Below are 15,318 nucleotides of genomic sequence, written 5' to 3'. Positions count from 1 at the left end.
TCATTCGAGGTATCCGCCAATGAAGCGCATGCAAGGTTTGGTAATGGCAGCAGTGGTTCTGCTGGCCGGCCAAAGCGCGCAGGCTTCGGCACCAGAGGTAAAGGACGCGCGTCTGGTTGCCCATGAGCAGGCAGTGCAGGCCTATGCCGCAAGAACCGGCAAGACCGTCCCGACCATCCAGGACTTTACCTACGGCAAATCCGTGGATGTCGCCCGTCTGATCGAACAGACCCCCATGGCCCGCAGCTGCGAAGCGGCGCCGATGCTGATGACCTATGAAGATTCCAGCGGCCAGCTGGTTACCTTGCGTTATCGGCTCGAAGGCCAGTGTCCGCGCTTTCAGTCAACGCGATAAAGCGCCCTGGCAGCGGCGAGGGATCGTCGCTGCGCCACACCAGGTACAGGCCCAAGCGCGGGCTGGCTTCCCGCAAGCGGCAAAAGCGCACCCCCGGCTGGGCATTGGCCTGGGCGGCTGCGGCCGGCACCAGGGCGATACCGAAGCCGCAACCGACCAGGTTGATCAGCGTTTGCAGTTGCGCCGCCTGCTGGCTAATGCGCGGGTAAAAGCCAGCGCTTTGGCACAGGTCGAGCAGTTGCTGGTGATAGCCTGCGCCCAAGGCTTGTGGGGTGAAGACGAAATCTTCATCGGCAAAGTCCGCCAAGCTGACAGCCGTTTCGCTAGCGCGGCAATGGTCACTTGGCAGCGCCAGTAAAACCTCTTCTTCGAGCAACAAACGGCTGCTCAGGCGTTCGCTCATGAGTGGCAACTGCCGGACCACGGCGATATCCAACTGATCATCGAGCAACTGCTCGACCAACTGCGCCGACGACCCCTGCTGCAGGTCCAACTGCACTTTGGGCCAGTCGGCGCGAAACTGCTTGAGCGCGTTGAGCAGCAGCGGATAGCCCGCCAGCGCCAGGCTGCCGATACGCAGTTGGCCGGCGATGCCTTCAGCGACCTGGCGTGCCTGGACGATGCCTTGCTGCAAGGTTGCCAGGGTCGCCCGCGCCGTGTGCAGAAGCGTCGCCCCGGCGGGCGTTAGCGTCACACCGCGGGAATGACGGGTGAACAGGGCAAAGCCCAGGCGCTGCTCAAGCCTGGCGACGGCCTGGCTCAGCGGCGGTTGGGCCATGTGCAGGCGCTCGGCAGCGCGGTGAAAATGCAGCTCTTCGGCCACGGCGACGAACTGGCGCAGCAGGCGGGTTTCGATCACGGCGGGCATCCTTGATGCGCTTCGATATCGGCAGGATATCGGCGGCTCTGGCCAATAGTATTCAACTTTGCAGTGCCCACTGGCTAGGCTGAACGGCCCATCAGGAGACTGCTTGTGACCCCATTCAGAACTGTACTCATCACCGGTGGCGCCCGTGGCCTGGGCCTGGCCTATGCCCGCGCCCTGGCTCAAACCGGTGCGCAGGTGGTAATCAGCGACCTTGGCACCGACCGCGAGGGACGTGGCAGCGACGCTTCGATTGCCGAGGGCGCCGCCGAGCTGTTGCGCAATGAAGGCCATCAGGTAATCGGCCATAGCGCCGACCTTGGCGATGAACAGGCCTGCCAGCAGTTGCTTGCCAAGGCGCTCGACAGGTTCGGCGGCCTCGATGCGCTGATCCATAACGCCGGCTGGGTCGGTTACCAGAACATCGAAGACTGCAGCAGCGATTTCATTGAGCGCGCCCTGGCCATCAACGTGCACGCGCCGCTGTGGTTGAGCAAGCACGCCTGGTCGGCGCTCAAGGCGTCTGGCAGCGGGCGCATCGTGCTCACTACCTCGGACCGGGCCATGTACCTGCGTCACGCACAAACCGGCCTGGGTGCCTACGCCGCCGGCAAGATGGCGCAACTGGGGATCATGAACGCCCTGGCCGCCGAGGGCGCCGAGCACGGGATTGCCGTCAACGCGATTTCGCCGGTGGCGCGTACGCGCATGTGGGGCCAGCAGGGCGAGCCCGAAGACCTCAAGCCCGAGTGGGTTGTGCCCGGCGTGCTGTATCTGGCCTCGGCAGACTGCCAGGACAGCGGCTACATCCTGCGGGCCAGCAACGGTCAGTTCTGTGCCACGCGCTTCGAGGAGAATCCGCAGGTGGACTATCCGCGCGAGCTGCGCGGGGTGTCGGCCAGCACGGTGCGCGAGGTGCGCCAGCGTTGGCAGATGATAAAAGCCATGTAATAGCGCTTGGTTTGCGCCAGGGTATTAATTAGAATCAATCTCATTTGAGTCTAATCCATCCAGGTGCGTTGACATGAGCGAAGCGGCGGGCCCTACCGAGCAGACCCTGCATGGCCTCTACCGAGAGCATCGCAGTTGGCTGGAACGCTGGCTGTACCAGCGCCTGGGCAACCGCTGGGATGCCGCCGACCTCAGCCAGGATACTTTCCTGCGCGTGCTGGCCAGCCCCCAGGTGTTGAGCGAGTTACGCGAACCACGGGCCTATCTGCTGACCGTCGGCAAGCGCTTGCTGGTCAACTTCCACAAGCGCCGCAGCCTGGAGCGTGCCTACCTCGAGGCGCTGGCCAGCCTGCCCGAGGCCCTGGTGCCTTCGCCGGAGCAGCGCTGGTTGCTGCTGGAAACCTTGCAGGCCCTGGACGAACTGCTCGACGGTTTGCCGGCGGCGGTGCGTCGGGCGTTTCTCTGGTCGCAGCTCGAAGGCCTGAACTATGCACAGATCGCCGAGCGGTTGGCGGTCAGTGAACGTACGATCAAACGCTACATGGCCCAGGCTTATGAGCATTGCCTGCTGGTCGAACTATGAACCGCACCTTCAGCCGCGAAGCCCGGCAGTTGGCGCGCACCGCTGCGCACTGGCTGGCCTTGCTCGATTCCGGGCGGGCCAGCGCTGACGATCTGCAGCGTCTGCAGCACTGGCGCGCGGCCAATGCGCAGCACGAGCAGATCTGGCAGCGTGCCGAGGGCTTGCGCCAGCGTTTTCAGGACGTGCCGCCAACCCTGGCCATGGCCAGCCTCGACCGTCCCGAAGCCAACCGCCGAACCTTGCTCAAGCGGGGCCTGGCCTTGGCGCTGTTGTTGCCCGCTGGCTGGCTGCTTGGCCAGCAGGTGCCCCTGCAGGCCTTGCGTGCCGACCTGCGTACGGCGGTGGGGGAACGCCGTGGCGTGCGCCTGGCCGATGGCAGCCTGCTGCAATTGAACACGGCAACCGCCGTCAACCTTGACCTTGCTCACCAGAGCCTGACCCTGGTCGAAGGCGAAATCGCCCTGAGCGTCAGCCGTGCCCAGGCGCTGCACGTTGACCTTGGCATGGCCCGGGTGAGCGTCGGCCAGGCCCAGGTGTGCCTGCGGCGCGACGCCGAGCAGTGCCGCATCGCCGTGCTCCAGGGGGCAGTGCAAGTGCAACCGCGCCAGGGCCCGGCGCTGGCCTTGCAGGTCGGCGACCAGTTGACCATCGGTGCCGACGGCAGTGGCGCCATGGACCGTTTCGACCCCCGCCAGCCGGACTGGCGCGATGGCGTTCTGAGTGTCAACAACCAGCCGCTGGGGCAGTTTTTGCGTGAGCTGGCGCGTTATCGCCCGGGCTGGCTGCGCTGGCAGCCGGCGCTGGAATCGCTCAAGGTTACCGGTACGTTCCGCCTGGATGACACTGACCGGGTGCTGGCCCTGCTGGCGGCCAGCCTGCCCGTGGCGGTGCAGGCGCGCAGCCGCTACTGGGTAACCCTGGTGGCCCGGCCTGAAGCGGTGTAAGGCTTAGCCGTGAAGTTGCCCGGACGATGCTAGCAACTGAGCGACGAATGGCAGCTAGAACTGTCATTTTTGTCAGTAGTCCTATCGCGCCGAGATCGTGATGATGCCTACGTTGGGATGGCCAGGGGAGGCGCCAATGAATGAGGTTAATCGCGAACGTCTGAGCTTGTATCGGACCGGTGACCCTATTGCCTTGTATGGCTGCTTTCCGGCCGAGCTGGGGATCATGGAAACCCAGAGTGGCGAAGTCCGTAGTATCGACTGGAAGGCGGGCATAGTGAAGATTTACTGCGGCGCTGATGATGAGTGTCGAACCCTGGTGATTGCTGCCATTACGGCGGTGTCAGTACATCCCTCCGAGTGCTGTCAAACAACTGCGCACCAGTTGCGCGAGGAGCTATCCCGTGAGTTCGATTAAAACGAAAGTGCTGATGGGTGTGATGGTGATGGCATTGTTGCCAACCGGATCGTGGGCCAAGGACTTCGAGTGTTCGGCCTATGATCTGAGCATTAACGGAGGCAAAGGTGCGGATGCGAGGCAAACAAATAACGAAGAGTCATATGGCAGTAACGTTACGGAGGCTGAGAAGAACTATCGTGATTCCAGACCTGACTATAAGGACTCCACCAAGTTCAGTGTGAGTTGCGTTGAGCGTGAGGTAGAGCCGGAAGAGTAGTCACGTTCGATCTGTGTCGCAGGTTCGCACACGCAATAGCCTTATTTGTGTGCGAGCCTAAGTAAGGCCTCTACGTAGTTGATTGCTGACGGTCGCCGAAATGTGCACAAGGTCCTGGCCTTGCACGAGGACAGCAGCATTGGCTACGGCGTGGTCAACGCACAGATGGACTACCTTGATTCCCAAGGCAAGGAACACCGCCTGCAGTACCAGAAATTTGCCAGCGACTGCCATGAAGGCGGTTAAGCCATCGACCAGGGAGGTTCGTTCATGAACATCAATTTCAACACAAGTCGCCGTCGGGCCCTGGGCATCGCCGCACTGCTGGCGCTGCTGCTGGCAGCGGCGGGCCTGGGCAACCGCCTGTTCGCCGGCACGCCGACAAGCCTTGAGGCGCTGGGGCCGATGCCGGAACTGGCCGGTGCCGTGCAATGGCTCAATTCGCCGCCACTGGACCGCGCAGCGCTCAAGGGCAAGGTGGTGCTGGTGGACTTCTGGACCTATGAGTGCATCAACTGCCGGCGCAGCCTGCCGCACGTCAACACCTGGGCCAAGCGCTACGCCGACCAGGGCCTGGTGGTGATCGGCGTGCATACGCCGGAATACCCCGAGGAGCGAGTGGTCGACAATGTGCGCGAGCAAATGGCCAAGCTGGGTATCGATTACCCGGTGGCCATCGACAACGACTACGCGATCTGGAACGCCTTCGGCAACCAGTTTTGGCCGGCGCACTACATCGTCGATGGCAGCGGCCAGGTGCGTTATGTGCACTTTGGCGAAGGCGCCTACGACACCCAGGAGCAGGTGATCCAGCAACTGCTCAAGGAGCGTGACGGGCAGGCGGGGTGAAGGCTTGTTATCCTGCCAGTTGCACTTGCAGGGATGCCCCCATGGAATTACCGCCGTCGCATGTCATTCACCAGACCGAGCACTGGATCCTCAACCATCACCTGGCCTCGGCCTTGCCCGGCTACCTGATGCTCGGCGCCAGGTCTGGCGCCGGTTCGATGGCCGACTTGCCAGTTGCGGCGCTGGCCGAGCTGGGTGGTTTGCTCGCGACCATCCAGCGGGTGATGGAAACCACCCTTGAGCCGAAATGGCTGTACATCAGCCGCTACGGCCACATGCCTGGCTTGCCGCTGCATTTTCACTTCATTCCGGTGTACCCCTGGGTCGAAGCCTTGTTCTGGGAAGATGCGCGTTATCGACGGCTGCAGGATTTCGCCGGCCCTGGTTGCCCAGCAACCGCCACCGACGGCGCCGAACTGACGTTGTACATCTGGCGTGAATTTGCTGAAAACCCGACGCCGCCAGCGATTGAAGGGCCTTCGATCGGGCAGGTGATCGAGCGGTTGCGGTTGGCCTTTTAGCGAGCGCTTTGCGCTCGATCGCTGGCAAGTCCCCACAGGGGCGCGTTACGCTGGCTGTTTCAGGGCCTTGGCCAGTTGCCGGACTGCGGTGTCGATTTCACTGGCTGTCAGCGATGAATAGCCCAGCAACCAGCCCTGCTGCTTGTGCTGGCCGGCATACAGGCGGCTGAGCCCGGGCAGTTGCACGCCGGCGCGGGCGGCCAGCTGGATGGTGTGTTGTTCTGTGAAGCCTGGTTCGAGCAAGCAGGGGATCTGCAGGCCTCCCGGCGGGCGCATGGCGGTGACGATGTTTGCCAGATGCTTGCCAACAGCGTCGAGCAGGCAGGCCCGGCGCCCGGCGTAGAGTTTGCGCATGGCGCGGATGTGGGCGTTGTAGTGGCCGTCGTCCATGAAGCGCGCCAGGGTCAGTTGCAGGACCTGCGGGGTGTGCCCGTCGATGATGCTGCGCGCGGCGCTGAAGGGCGTCACCAACTCGGGCGGCAAGACCATGTAACCGATGCGCAGGCCGGGAAAGAGGGTCTTGCTGAAGGTGCCGATGTAAAGGGTGCGCTGCTGGCTGTCCAGGCCTTGCACGCAGGCGGTGGGCAGGCCGTCGTAGTGGAACTCGCTGTCGTAGTCGTCCTCGATGATCCACTTGCCGTTCTGCGCCGCCCAGTCGATCAGCTCCAGGCGCCGCGCAAGGCTCAGGGTCGCGCCGGTGGGGTACTGGTGCGACGGCGTGACGTAGACGCAATTGGCGCCGCTTTGGTCGGCACGCAGCAGGTCGGTGCGGATGCCGTGGGCGTCGACGTCGATCGGCACGATCCGCGCTTGCGCCGCTTCAAAGGCTTTTTTCGCGCCAAAGTAGCCGGGGTTCTCCAGCAGAATCGGCTTGCCGGCATCCACCAGCATCTGTGCGCACAGAAACAGCGCCTGGCGGGTGCTGCTGAGCACCAGCACCTGCTCGGGCGCCACCTTGGCGCCGCGCTCCAGGTTCAGGTAGGTGGCGATGGCCTTGCGCAGGGCCTCGTTGCCCTGTGGGTCGCCGTGCAGCAAGACGTTGCTGCGATGGTCCTTCACGGCCTGGCGCTGCAGGCGTTCCCAGACCTGTAGCGGAAATGAGCGGGTTTCCGGCAGGCCAGTGGCAAAGGCCTTGATTACCTGCTGGTCGCTGACGCCGCCGTTGTCGAACAGTGCCCGCCCGCGCTGGCTCAAGCCCTGGCCGGGCTCGGGGGCACTGCGTTTTTGTGCCCCGGCCTTGATGTGCCTTTGCCCGCTGCCGCGCAATTCAGTGCCAAGGTTGTCCGGCACATAGCTGCCCGAGCCCGCGCGGCGGACGATATAGCCGTCGCGCTGCAGCTGCACGTAGGCGTTCTCGACGGTGTCGCGGGCGACGCCCAGCGATGTCGCCAGGGCGCGGCTGGCCGGTAGCTTGACGCCACCGCCCAGCGCCCCTTCAAGGATCAGTGCGCGCAGGGCGCGCTGGATGCGCTGGTGCAGGTCCAGCGGCGCGAATTCGGCGTCGTGGACGCGCATCTTCAGGGTTTCAAGCTCGAACGTGGTTGCCATGTGGTCTGCCGAAAGTGAAGAAACTGGCCAGAACGGGCAGGCCAGTCTATTCGTACACTCGGTCGCTCGTCACTGCCTCTTCGCAAGGAACCCTGCCGCCATGTCTACTTCAGCACTACGCCCCGGCGACCTCATGCCCGCTCATCGCCGGTCTCATCTCGGTTATCGTCAATTACGGCGGGACCTTCATCCTGGTGTTCCAGGCGGCCAAGGTCGCTGGTTTGAGCCCGGCCCTCACGGCTTCCTGGGTGTGGTCGGTATCCATCGGCGTGGGGGTTACCGGGCTGTTGCTCAGTTGGCTCAGCCGCCAGCCGATCATCACCGCCTGGTCGACACCGGCCGCCGCCTTCCTGGTCGTGGCCCTGGCCAGTACATGCCCGGCATGCTGGTGCTGCGCAATGACGGCTTCAAGGCCAGTGCCAACCCTATTGTCACCGTTACCGGGCTGGGCTCGTTGTTGATGGCGCCGTTCGGCTCCCACGCCTTCAACATCGCCGCGATCACCGCGGCGATCTGCACCGGCAAGGAAGCCCACGAAGAACTTGCCAAGCGCTGGATCGCCGCAGTGGCGGCGGGCGTGTTCTACATTCTTGTCGGCGTCTTCGGGGTAACCCTGGCCGCGCTGTTCATGGCCTTCCCGGCCACCTTCATCAGCACCCTGGCGGGGCTTGCGCTGCTGGGCACCATTGGCGGCAGCCTGGCCACTGCCATGGCCGATGCGAAAACCCGCGAAGCATCGTTGATCACCTTTCTGGCTGCGGCCGCCAATATCAGTTTACTCGGTATCGGCGGGGCGTTCTGGGGGCTGGTGATCGGCCTGGGCGCTTATGCCGTGCTCAATGGCCGCTTGCCGCGCCGGGAGCGGGCAGGGGTGATCGGTGCCAGCAATGGCGAGGGGTAAGGCAGCGATCAGCGCTTGGCCGCCTTGGCGCGCTGATTCTCGTCGCTGCGCGCCCGTGCCGGGATGTTCTCCAGCGAAGTGGGCTTGTCGGCGATGTTGATCACCGTCCACTCCCAGAACGCGCTGGTCCAGTAGGTCAGTTCACCGTCTTCGAGCAGCAGGTCGTGGCGGCCACTGCTGTTCGGCGCTTCTTTGGCCTGACGCATCAACGGTACCAGTTGCATGGCGCGTTCGCCGTCGGTGGTCTCCAGCGACAGCGAAACCTGGCGCAGGCGACCATCCTTGTCGAAGGCCGCTTCAATCCGGCTGATCTGCACATCGCCCAGTTTGTAGGGCTCGACCCCCGGCAGCGGGTCGACGGCCTGGTAGTACTGGCGGGGCATTTCGTAGTGGACGCCATTGATCAACCAGACCCGCGTGTAGTGGCGCTTCATCACCTCCACCACCTGTGCGCGCGGCATGCCCAGGGTGAACTCGCCCAGGCTCAAGGCCGACCAGGCGCTGGTCGGGAACAGGGCACAGCAGAGCAACAATGTCAGCATCCTTGGCACGGTGGGGTCTCCTTGAAATGAGCGCAAAGGGTACTTTAGCCCTGGCATCCACGCTAGGATCAGCACTCCTGCACTGACAACGAGGTCACCTGTGAAATACGCCATTACCCTGCTATTGAGCCTGATGCCGCTGCTGGCTGGCGCCGCCGAAGTCGGCGAACGCCTGGCGCCCTTTACCTTGCTTGACCAGCACGACCAGCCCTACAGCCTCAACGAGCAGACCTGTGTGCTGCTGGTGGCGCGCAACATGGACGGTGCCAAGCTGGTCCAGGCCGCAGTGGGCGAACAGCCCAAGGGCTACCTGGAAGCGCGCGATGCGGTGTTCGTCGCTGATATTCAGCGCATGCCGGCGCTGATCAGCAAACTCTTCGCGATCCCGGCCATGCGTGACTACAGCTACCGGGTGGTGCTGGACCGCGACGGCAAGGTGGTGGCGCGCTATCCGGGGGCTGAAGAGAAGGTGCTGTGGATTCAGTTGGAGCAGGGGGTTGTGGCGGGGCAGAAGGAATATGCCAGTGCCGAGGCGTTGGCCACAGCGCTCAAGGCGTTGCCGCAGCAATAGTGGGTTTGAATGCAGCGCTCCCACATGGGCAGTGCAGGCAGGCGCAGATCTTACAGCGGCACCTGCAAGGTCGTTTTGACCCGCTCCAGCACCACGATGGTACGAAACCACTTCACGTTCGGATTGTCGTGAAACAGCCGCTGGGCGATGCCCTGGAACACGGTCATGTTCGCCACCGTCAGCACCAGCAAAAAGTCGGCGTCGCCGGTGACGTAATAGCACTGCTGAATCTCCGGCCCCGAGAACGCACGCTTCATCACTTCCAGGTCCGCCGACTGGGTGCGGTCGGCGTGCACCTCGACCATCAGGGTAATCACCTGGCCGACTGAGTCCGGGTTGATCACCGCGGCGTTGGCCTGGATCACCCCGGTCTTTTTCAAGCGCTGGATACGCCGTTGCACCGAGGCCGTAGACAAGTGCACCTGCTCGGCCAGCTCGCGCAGGGGCTGGCTGTTGTCGCGCTGCAAGGCGGCGAGCAGGGCAAGGTCGAATGCGTCCAGGTCCATGCAAAAATTTCTCATCTTGAGGGGTGAAAACGGGGGCACTTATCAGTGGCGGCGGAATAAATTATCACCCTCTGCTGGCCCTCATGAAGGTATTTGCAATGACCGCGCATAACTCCACGTTGGGCGTCGTGCTCAACGTCTTCGCCTCGGTGCTGTTCGCGGTGATGTACGCCTACACCAGCCTGCTCGCGCCGTTGGACGGCGCCGAAATCTATGGCTGGCGGATTCTGCTGACCGTGCCGTGCCTGTCCCTGATGGTGATCGTCAGCGGGCACTGGCCGCAGGTGCGGCGGATATTCCTGCGCCTGTTCGAAGAGCGCTGGTTCTGGGCGATACGCCTGGTCTCGGCAGTCTTGCTCGGCGCCCAGTTATGGCTGTTTATGTGGGCACCGATCAATGGCTACGGCCTGGACGTGTCGCTGGGCTATTTTTTGATGCCGCTGGTGATGGTGATGGTCGGCCGCCTGGCCTTCAAGGATGCGATCAGCCGCCTGCAACTGCTGGCCTGTGCGTTGGCGGCGCTGGGCATCATCAACCAGATCGCCATCGCCAAGGCAATCTCCTGGCCGGTGTTGGTGGTGTCCTTGGGCTACCCGCTGTACTTCTGGCTGCGCCGGGTCACCGACACCAACAACATGGGCGGGCTGTGGTTCGACATGAGCCTGAGCCTGCCGGTGAGCCTGTACTTTGTGCTCAAGGGCGGCGTGGTGCTCGGCCTTGTCGGGCTGGCCTCGAACCTGCCCTGGCTGGTACTCGGCCTGGGGGCGATCAGCGCCGCGGCCCTGGGCTTGCAGGCGCTGTCGGCACCGCGCCTGAACCTGACCCTGTTCGGCCTGCTGATCTATGTCGAGCCGGTGCTGTTGGTGGTGGCCGCAGTGCTGCTGGGCGACAGCATCGCCCCGGCGCAATGGCCGACCTATATTGCGATCTGGCTGGCGGTGCTGGTGCTGGTGGTGGAGGGCGGTTTGAGCCTCAATGGCAACCGCCGCGGTTACTCGCCCAGCCGCTGCTCGCGTGAAGGCGGGTAGCCGAAGTAGGCGCAGTAGCACTTGCTGAAGTGCGAGACCGAAACAAAGCCACAGGCAATCGCCACATCCATCAGCGGCAGGTCGGAATACTGCAGCAGGCGCCGGCTTTTGGTGATGCGCAGTTCCATGTAGTAGCGGCTTGGCGAGGTGCCCAGTTGCGCCTGGAACAGGCGGTCGATCTGCCGGCGCGAACGGCCGCTGTAAGCCGCCAACTGATCGAGGCTGAGGGTTTCTTCAAGGTTGCTTTCCATCAGCTCGACGATGGTGCGCAGCGGCGCGCTCATGGTTTTTTTCTGGCTGCTGTCGACCCGGCGAAAGCGCGCACTGGAAAACGCCAGGATCTCTTCGACACCCTCGGCCAGCGCTTCGCCATGCTGCAGCTTGAGCAGCGCCAGCATCATCTCTAGCGCGCCGTTGGGGCTGGCGGCGGTCAGGCGCTCGCGGTCGAGCACATAGCTTGCCGGGGTGATGGTGCACTGCGGGCTGCGCTCGGCCAGGCTTGCCCGTTGTTCGGGGTGGATGGTGCAGTTGTAGCCCTCCAGCACCCCGGCGCGGCCGAGAAACCAGGCGCCGTTCCACAGCCCGCCGAGGGCCAGTTGGTGGGCGGCAGCATCGCTCAGCAGCTTGTCCAGCTGCGGGTACTTGAGCGGGGTGCGCAGGCCGCCGCAAACAATCAGCATGTCGAGGTGGTCTAGCGCTGCGCGGTCCAGGTGCGCGGCATAAATCTCCAGGCCCAGGTCACTGGTGACCCGCTCGCTGCCCAGGGAAAACGGCGTGCTCAAGAACAGGTTGCTCTTGAGCAGGTTGGCCGTCACCAGTACATCCATGGCCACGGTAAAGCTGGCCATGGAGAAGTTCTCCAGCAGCAAAAAGCCCACCTGATACGCCGGGGTCGAGGCAGCCTCGGGGTGCTTGAGGTTGAGCATGTTGCTGGTGCTGGATTTCTTGCTGAACTGGCGTGGGGTGGGCAAGGTCGACTCCGCGAGGCTTGGCGTGGCGCCGCCGAGTGTGCGTTCACAGGATGCGAAACACAATACGGCAAACACCGCTCGCTACTCGGGCGGCGGAAGCGGCACCAGGGAGAAGGGCTCCGGTATCACCGGCGTGTAGTGAGACAGTTGATTCAGCAAGCCCTGGTAGTCCTGCAAGGGGATCGTACGTGCAGGCTTTCTCGGGTCGCTGGCAAAGAAGTTTTCCCAATGACCCAGCACCAGCGTACGGGGCCTGGTGACGCGCAGCAGCGCAGCGGGATAGTTGCGCACCTGGTCCCAGCTGGCAGCGCAGAGGATCTCCACGTCGATGCGTTTGCCATCGGCAATCAACGGAGGGAAGCCCAGGGGCGGACTGGCGGCGCTATCCTGGTAATGGATGCGATACACCGGTTTGCCATTTTCGTCGAGCAGGTCTATCAGCCACGCCAGGGTGACCTCGCCGAGGCGCCAACCGAACAGACCTTGGGGCAGTGTGTCGAGGTCGTCATCGTATTGTCCCTGAATGAAGTTGATACCAAAGGCGTGGCCGGCATGTTCGCTACGCAGCGCCATGGCGCGAATCATCCCGGGTGTTTTCCCTTGAGGCCGGGTGCCATCCCTGGCTGATTGGCCATTGGAGTAGAACCAGGTGCCACGCGCAGTGGGCAGGTAAGGATTGGCGATATCACCTTCGCCAAGTGCCCTGATTCGCTTGGCGTCAATGTTGCCAGCATGGAGGATGTGGCCAACGGTTTGCGAGCCATAGACTGTCGCCTTGGGTGTGTGAATGTGCATGACCCTGGGAACATCGAGCAAATGATCGTAGTGGGCATGACCGACCAGGAGCATTTTCACGTCGGTGGCCGGCGGCATGAAGGTGTCGATACGCTGCGGGTTGGCCTTTACCCGTAACGGCGGCAGGCCACCAATGCCCAAGCCGCCGGGGTTGGAAAACGACGGCGCAAGTAACACGCCTTCGCCTCGCCAGTGGATCAGCCAGCCACCGACGCCCAGGTACTGCAACTTGGGTTCGGGCAGTGACTGCAAGTTGCTCACGGCCAGATGCCGGGAACTCGGCACGTGGGTGCAGGCGGCGATCATCAGGGCCAGGGTGAGCAGCGGCCAGCGCATGTCATTACCTCTCAGGAGTGATGAGCGGCTACACCCACAGTTCAGTCGAGCACTTGGCACATTGCCATCGCTTTGTGGCGCGCCAGATGAACGGCGTTATGAGCACATTTGACTGAACCCTCAGGTGCTCTCTGCACCTAACCTTCTGAACCCCACAGGAGGCTACCCATGGAAAACGGTCATATCTGGATCACCCTTGCCGTATTGCTCACCCTGGTCGAACTCTGGGCCATCAAACGCATCATCGGCAGCAAGAGCCGGGCGGATCGCAAGATGTTGTGGATCGTGTTTATCGTCTTCGTGCCGGTGCTGGGCCTGATCGCCTGGGCCGTCGCCGGGCCGAAAGCCAGCGCGGGGGTGCCGATTTCGCGGGAGGGTTGACCCGGCGGCTGGCGACAGGGATTGTAGGGGCGACGGTGCATCGTTGCGCCTGCACGACCCAAGGAAGCACTTCATGCCGCTGTTTGAAACCCCACGCCTGCTGGTGCGCGAACTCTCGCGTCAAGACCTGCCCGCCCTGACCGCCATTCTCAGCGACCCTGAGGTGATGAAATTCTCGGTGCGCGGTGTCTGCGACGAACAGATGACTGCAGCCTTCATCGACGGGTGCCTGCAGTGCTATGCCGATCATGGCATGGGCCAATGGGCGCTGGTCGACAAGGCCAACGGCGAGCTGGTCGGTTTTTGCGGCGTCAGCCCGGAGCAGGTCGAAGGGGTAGAGCAGGCCAGCCTGGGCTATCGTCTGGCTACACGCTATTGGGGTCAGGGACTGGCCAGCGAAGCGGTGCGCGGCGTGCTTGAGCATGCGTTCAGCGAGCACCGGCTGCCGGCAGTGATTGCAATTATTGAAGCGGCCAACATCGCCTCCTTGCGTGTGGCGCAAAAAGCCGGTTTCAATGCCTTCGATACTGTGCAGTTTCACGAGCGGCCGGTGCGGGTGTATCGGCTGACGCATCCGCACTGGAAGGCACCATGACCAGCAGCAGACACCTCGACCCGTTGCGCCAGGTCATCCGCCAACAAGCGGTTGCACCCGCACCTGCGCCGTGGCAGTTGACCGGCCAGTTCACCGTCGCCGGCCTGCTGGAGGTAGGCTTCGACCGCGACAGCGAGCGGCTGCTGGTGGCGTCGAGTTCAGGTCGCAGTGTCATTGACTGTCGCAGTGGCGAGAAAATCGCCCGCGACCGCACCGACAACCTGGGCAGCGACCACTACCTGGAAACCCGCGGCATCGGCCCGCTCAACGAGCGGGTGATCCGCATGTCCGGCATTCAGGGCGGTGGCCTGCCGATCAGCACCAGCGATGGCTGGGTGGTGGAGAACATCACCCTGGCCTGGCCCGAGCAGCATCTGCTGCTGGTCGAGCCGGGTTCCTGGCTGCATGGCGCGCGCTACAACCGGCCCGCCAGGTTTCATACCCTGGCAATCGAGACCGAAGTGCGTGCGTTCGGGTTTTCCTACACCGGTTTGAGCCTGGTGATCGCCACCAGCGGTGAGTTGGTGGTTTATGGGCGAGGGTAATGGCCGAGCCAGGTCAGTATCTCGTCCCATAGCGGTTGTGCCTGAGCCTTGAAGTACCCCATGTGGCCGATGGCAACATTGCCCGGTTGCAGGTCACGGCGGGTCACTGGCGCATTGCCGTAGGCCTTGACGAAGGCATCCCGCGAGCGCGGTGGCGCCCAGGGGTCATCCAGCGAGGTGGCGAACACGCAAGGCATGCGCACCTGGGCGTACTGCTCGGCCAGATGAGCCATGCGCGGGTCGTCGAAGTAGTAGTGCGGGTAGGCGCACCAGCGCTTCCAGTCACGGTAGACCCCGCGCGGCAGGTCATCGCCCATGCCAAGAAGGCTCCAGGCCATGTAACCCTTCAGGGCTACCAGCGGCGGCAGGACCCAGCGCCACAGCAGGCGCACCTTCAGCGCCTGCGGCCAGGGCATCCAGCCGGCCCAGCCGGCGCCGCTGCCGAGGCTGTAGCAGGCGCTGATGCAGGCATGATTGGGCAGCAGGCCGATGGCATGGCCGCCGAAGGAATGGCCGACCCAGTACAAGGGTAATGGCTCGGCGCCGAGCAGGTCGACGGCTGCGGCCAAGTCCAGGTAAGCCCAGTCCAGGTAGGACATCTCAAAACCTTTGAGCGACGCCGGCCGCGACTCGCCGACGCCGCGGTAATCGATAGTCAGCACGTTGAAACCCTTGACTGCCGCATGCTCGGCAAAGCGCCGGTAGAAGCGTTGCTGCACGCCGGTGGCACCGGCCAGGATCAGGTTGCCACGGGCTTCACCCACAGCCGGGTAGCGGTAAGCCGACAACGGGTAACCGTCGCGGGCATGCAGGGTGAAGGCGTGCGGCGGGGCCGGGGAGATCATCTGGGTCAT

General features: G+C 63.5%; 21 protein-coding genes and 1 pseudogene. 15 read left to right on the top strand and 7 right to left on the bottom strand.

All coding sequences use genetic code 11. The features are described from left to right. Window positions 1-43: 43 nt before the first annotated feature. Entirely contained in the window at window positions 44-355 is a 312-nt protein-coding gene (locus F8N82_RS13770) for a DUF2790 domain-containing protein (protein ID WP_157771864.1), read from the top strand. Here F8N82_RS13770 and F8N82_RS13765 read toward each other — a convergent pair. Next, window positions 300-1,214 carry a LysR substrate-binding domain-containing protein gene (locus tag F8N82_RS13765; protein WP_038995842.1) on the bottom strand — a complete coding sequence of 305 codons (915 nt, stop codon included), beginning with the start codon at window positions 1,212-1,214 and terminating at the stop codon, window positions 300-302. The genes F8N82_RS13770 and F8N82_RS13765 overlap by 56 nt on opposite strands. 114 nt (window positions 1,215-1,328) lie before the next feature. On the opposite strand from F8N82_RS13765, the gene F8N82_RS13760 reads away from it, so the two are divergent. From F8N82_RS13760 to F8N82_RS13725, 8 genes are all read left to right on the top strand, one after another. Further along, entirely contained in the window at window positions 1,329-2,171 is an 843-nt protein-coding gene (locus F8N82_RS13760; protein WP_038995841.1) for an SDR family NAD(P)-dependent oxidoreductase, read from the top strand. 73 nt (window positions 2,172-2,244) lie between these two features. Beyond that, window positions 2,245-2,754: a sigma-70 family RNA polymerase sigma factor gene (locus F8N82_RS13755; protein ID WP_038995840.1), complete on the top strand. Its 510-nt coding sequence runs from the start codon at window positions 2,245-2,247 to the stop codon at window positions 2,752-2,754. Further along, a complete protein-coding gene (locus tag F8N82_RS13750; RefSeq protein ID WP_038995839.1) occupies window positions 2,751-3,698 on the top strand; it encodes a FecR domain-containing protein in 948 nt (315 codons plus the stop codon). Before F8N82_RS13755 ends, F8N82_RS13750 begins: the two co-directional genes overlap by 4 nt. Window positions 3,699-3,834: 136 nt before the next feature. After that, complete coding sequence (locus tag F8N82_RS13745; RefSeq protein WP_038995838.1) at window positions 3,835-4,116, top strand: hypothetical protein; 282 nt, start codon at window positions 3,835-3,837, stop codon at window positions 4,114-4,116. Next, window positions 4,103-4,375: a hypothetical protein gene (locus F8N82_RS13740; protein ID WP_141231073.1), complete on the top strand. Its 273-nt coding sequence runs from the start codon at window positions 4,103-4,105 to the stop codon at window positions 4,373-4,375. The genes F8N82_RS13745 and F8N82_RS13740 overlap by 14 nt, the downstream gene beginning before the upstream one ends. A gap of 102 nt (window positions 4,376-4,477) precedes the next feature. Then, the gene (locus F8N82_RS13735; protein ID WP_224793790.1) at window positions 4,478-4,621 is read left to right on the top strand and encodes a DUF2790 domain-containing protein; all 144 of its coding nucleotides are present in this window, start codon (window positions 4,478-4,480) and stop codon (window positions 4,619-4,621) included. A 24-nt stretch (window positions 4,622-4,645) separates the two neighbouring features. Further along, a complete protein-coding gene (locus tag F8N82_RS13730) occupies window positions 4,646-5,224 on the top strand; it encodes a thioredoxin family protein (RefSeq protein WP_080764763.1) in 579 nt (192 codons plus the stop codon). A gap of 41 nt (window positions 5,225-5,265) precedes the next feature. Then, window positions 5,266-5,745, top strand: a complete 480-nt coding sequence (locus F8N82_RS13725) for a hydrolase (protein WP_038995836.1) — start codon at window positions 5,266-5,268, stop codon at window positions 5,743-5,745. Between the two features lie 45 nt (window positions 5,746-5,790). Here F8N82_RS13725 and F8N82_RS13720 read toward each other — a convergent pair whose 3' ends face one another. Then, entirely contained in the window at window positions 5,791-7,293 is a 1,503-nt protein-coding gene (locus F8N82_RS13720; RefSeq protein WP_038995835.1) for a PLP-dependent aminotransferase family protein, read from the bottom strand. 92 nt (window positions 7,294-7,385) lie between these two features. Between F8N82_RS13720 and F8N82_RS13715 the strand changes: the two are divergent. Continuing rightward, window positions 7,386-8,194 (top strand): annotated as a pseudogene (locus F8N82_RS13715) (benzoate/H(+) symporter BenE family transporter). An 8-nt stretch (window positions 8,195-8,202) separates the two neighbouring features. Here F8N82_RS13715 and F8N82_RS13710 read toward each other — a convergent pair. Then, window positions 8,203-8,736, bottom strand: coding sequence for a hypothetical protein (locus F8N82_RS13710; protein WP_038995834.1), 534 nt, complete (start codon window positions 8,734-8,736; stop codon window positions 8,203-8,205). A gap of 100 nt (window positions 8,737-8,836) precedes the next feature. On the opposite strand from F8N82_RS13710, the gene F8N82_RS13705 reads away from it, so the two are divergent. Further along, window positions 8,837-9,307 carry a hypothetical protein gene (locus F8N82_RS13705; RefSeq protein WP_038995832.1) on the top strand — a complete coding sequence of 157 codons (471 nt, stop codon included), beginning with the start codon at window positions 8,837-8,839 and terminating at the stop codon, window positions 9,305-9,307. A 50-nt stretch (window positions 9,308-9,357) separates the two neighbouring features. Here the strand turns inward: F8N82_RS13705 and F8N82_RS13700 are convergent, their stop codons facing one another. Beyond that, entirely contained in the window at window positions 9,358-9,813 is a 456-nt protein-coding gene (locus F8N82_RS13700; protein ID WP_038995830.1) for an Lrp/AsnC family transcriptional regulator, read from the bottom strand. A 98-nt stretch (window positions 9,814-9,911) separates the two neighbouring features. Between F8N82_RS13700 and rarD the strand changes: the two genes are divergently transcribed. Next, a complete protein-coding gene (gene rarD, locus F8N82_RS13695; RefSeq protein WP_038995829.1) occupies window positions 9,912-10,841 on the top strand; it encodes an EamA family transporter RarD in 930 nt (309 codons plus the stop codon). Here rarD and F8N82_RS13690 read toward each other — a convergent pair. Beyond that, window positions 10,805-11,812: a GlxA family transcriptional regulator gene (locus tag F8N82_RS13690; RefSeq protein WP_038995828.1), complete on the bottom strand. Its 1,008-nt coding sequence runs from the start codon at window positions 11,810-11,812 to the stop codon at window positions 10,805-10,807. The genes rarD and F8N82_RS13690 overlap by 37 nt on opposite strands. Window positions 11,813-11,893: 81 nt before the next feature. Then, complete coding sequence (locus F8N82_RS13685) at window positions 11,894-12,943, bottom strand: MBL fold metallo-hydrolase (RefSeq protein ID WP_038995827.1); 1,050 nt, start codon at window positions 12,941-12,943, stop codon at window positions 11,894-11,896. A gap of 168 nt (window positions 12,944-13,111) precedes the next feature. On the opposite strand from F8N82_RS13685, the gene F8N82_RS13680 reads away from it, so the two are divergent. The 3 genes from F8N82_RS13680 (at window position 13,112) to F8N82_RS13670 (ending at window position 14,464) form a co-directional block, all read left to right on the top strand. Next, window positions 13,112-13,324: a PLD nuclease N-terminal domain-containing protein gene (locus F8N82_RS13680; RefSeq protein WP_038995826.1), complete on the top strand. Its 213-nt coding sequence runs from the start codon at window positions 13,112-13,114 to the stop codon at window positions 13,322-13,324. A 73-nt stretch (window positions 13,325-13,397) separates the two neighbouring features. Further along, window positions 13,398-13,919, top strand: coding sequence for a GNAT family N-acetyltransferase (locus F8N82_RS13675; RefSeq protein ID WP_038995825.1), 522 nt, complete (start codon window positions 13,398-13,400; stop codon window positions 13,917-13,919). Further along, on the top strand, window positions 13,916-14,464 hold the full coding sequence (locus F8N82_RS13670; protein WP_038995824.1) for a hypothetical protein: 549 nt from the start codon (window positions 13,916-13,918) through the stop codon (window positions 14,462-14,464). The genes F8N82_RS13675 and F8N82_RS13670 overlap by 4 nt, the downstream gene beginning before the upstream one ends. On the opposite strand, the gene F8N82_RS13665 is transcribed toward F8N82_RS13670, so the two are convergent. Continuing rightward, a complete protein-coding gene (locus tag F8N82_RS13665) occupies window positions 14,449-15,318 on the bottom strand; it encodes an alpha/beta hydrolase family protein (RefSeq protein ID WP_080764762.1) in 870 nt (289 codons plus the stop codon). The two genes, F8N82_RS13670 and F8N82_RS13665, sit on opposite strands and share 16 nt — an antisense overlap.

Source organism: Pseudomonas fluorescens (assembly GCF_902497775.2).
Taxonomy (GTDB): Bacteria; Pseudomonadota; Gammaproteobacteria; order Pseudomonadales; family Pseudomonadaceae; genus Aquipseudomonas; species Aquipseudomonas putida_F.
This window is presented reverse-complemented; position numbering and strand designations above follow the sequence as displayed.

Coding starts and splice junctions, on each gene's coding strand:
- F8N82_RS13770 (WP_157771864.1), top strand. CDS start 44: ATGGCAGCAGTGGTTCTGCTGGCCGGCCAAAGCGCGCAGGCTTCGGCA.
- F8N82_RS13755 (WP_038995840.1), top strand. CDS start 2,245: ATGAGCGAAGCGGCGGGCCCTACCGAGCAGACCCTGCATGGCCTCTAC.
- F8N82_RS13750 (WP_038995839.1), top strand. CDS start 2,751: ATGAACCGCACCTTCAGCCGCGAAGCCCGGCAGTTGGCGCGCACCGCT.
- F8N82_RS13745 (WP_038995838.1), top strand. CDS start 3,835: ATGAATGAGGTTAATCGCGAACGTCTGAGCTTGTATCGGACCGGTGAC.
- F8N82_RS13730 (WP_080764763.1), top strand. CDS start 4,646: ATGAACATCAATTTCAACACAAGTCGCCGTCGGGCCCTGGGCATCGCC.
- F8N82_RS13725 (WP_038995836.1), top strand. CDS start 5,266: ATGGAATTACCGCCGTCGCATGTCATTCACCAGACCGAGCACTGGATC.
- F8N82_RS13720 (WP_038995835.1), bottom strand. CDS start 7,293: ATGGCAACCACGTTCGAGCTTGAAACCCTGAAGATGCGCGTCCACGAC.
- F8N82_RS13710 (WP_038995834.1), bottom strand. CDS start 8,736: ATGCTGACATTGTTGCTCTGCTGTGCCCTGTTCCCGACCAGCGCCTGG.
- F8N82_RS13700 (WP_038995830.1), bottom strand. CDS start 9,813: ATGGACCTGGACGCATTCGACCTTGCCCTGCTCGCCGCCTTGCAGCGC.
- rarD (WP_038995829.1), top strand. CDS start 9,912: ATGACCGCGCATAACTCCACGTTGGGCGTCGTGCTCAACGTCTTCGCC.
- F8N82_RS13685 (WP_038995827.1), bottom strand. CDS start 12,943: ATGCGCTGGCCGCTGCTCACCCTGGCCCTGATGATCGCCGCCTGCACC.
- F8N82_RS13680 (WP_038995826.1), top strand. CDS start 13,112: ATGGAAAACGGTCATATCTGGATCACCCTTGCCGTATTGCTCACCCTG.
- F8N82_RS13675 (WP_038995825.1), top strand. CDS start 13,398: ATGCCGCTGTTTGAAACCCCACGCCTGCTGGTGCGCGAACTCTCGCGT.
- F8N82_RS13670 (WP_038995824.1), top strand. CDS start 13,916: ATGACCAGCAGCAGACACCTCGACCCGTTGCGCCAGGTCATCCGCCAA.
- F8N82_RS13665 (WP_080764762.1), bottom strand. CDS start 15,318: ATGACCCAGATGATCTCCCCGGCCCCGCCGCACGCCTTCACCCTGCAT.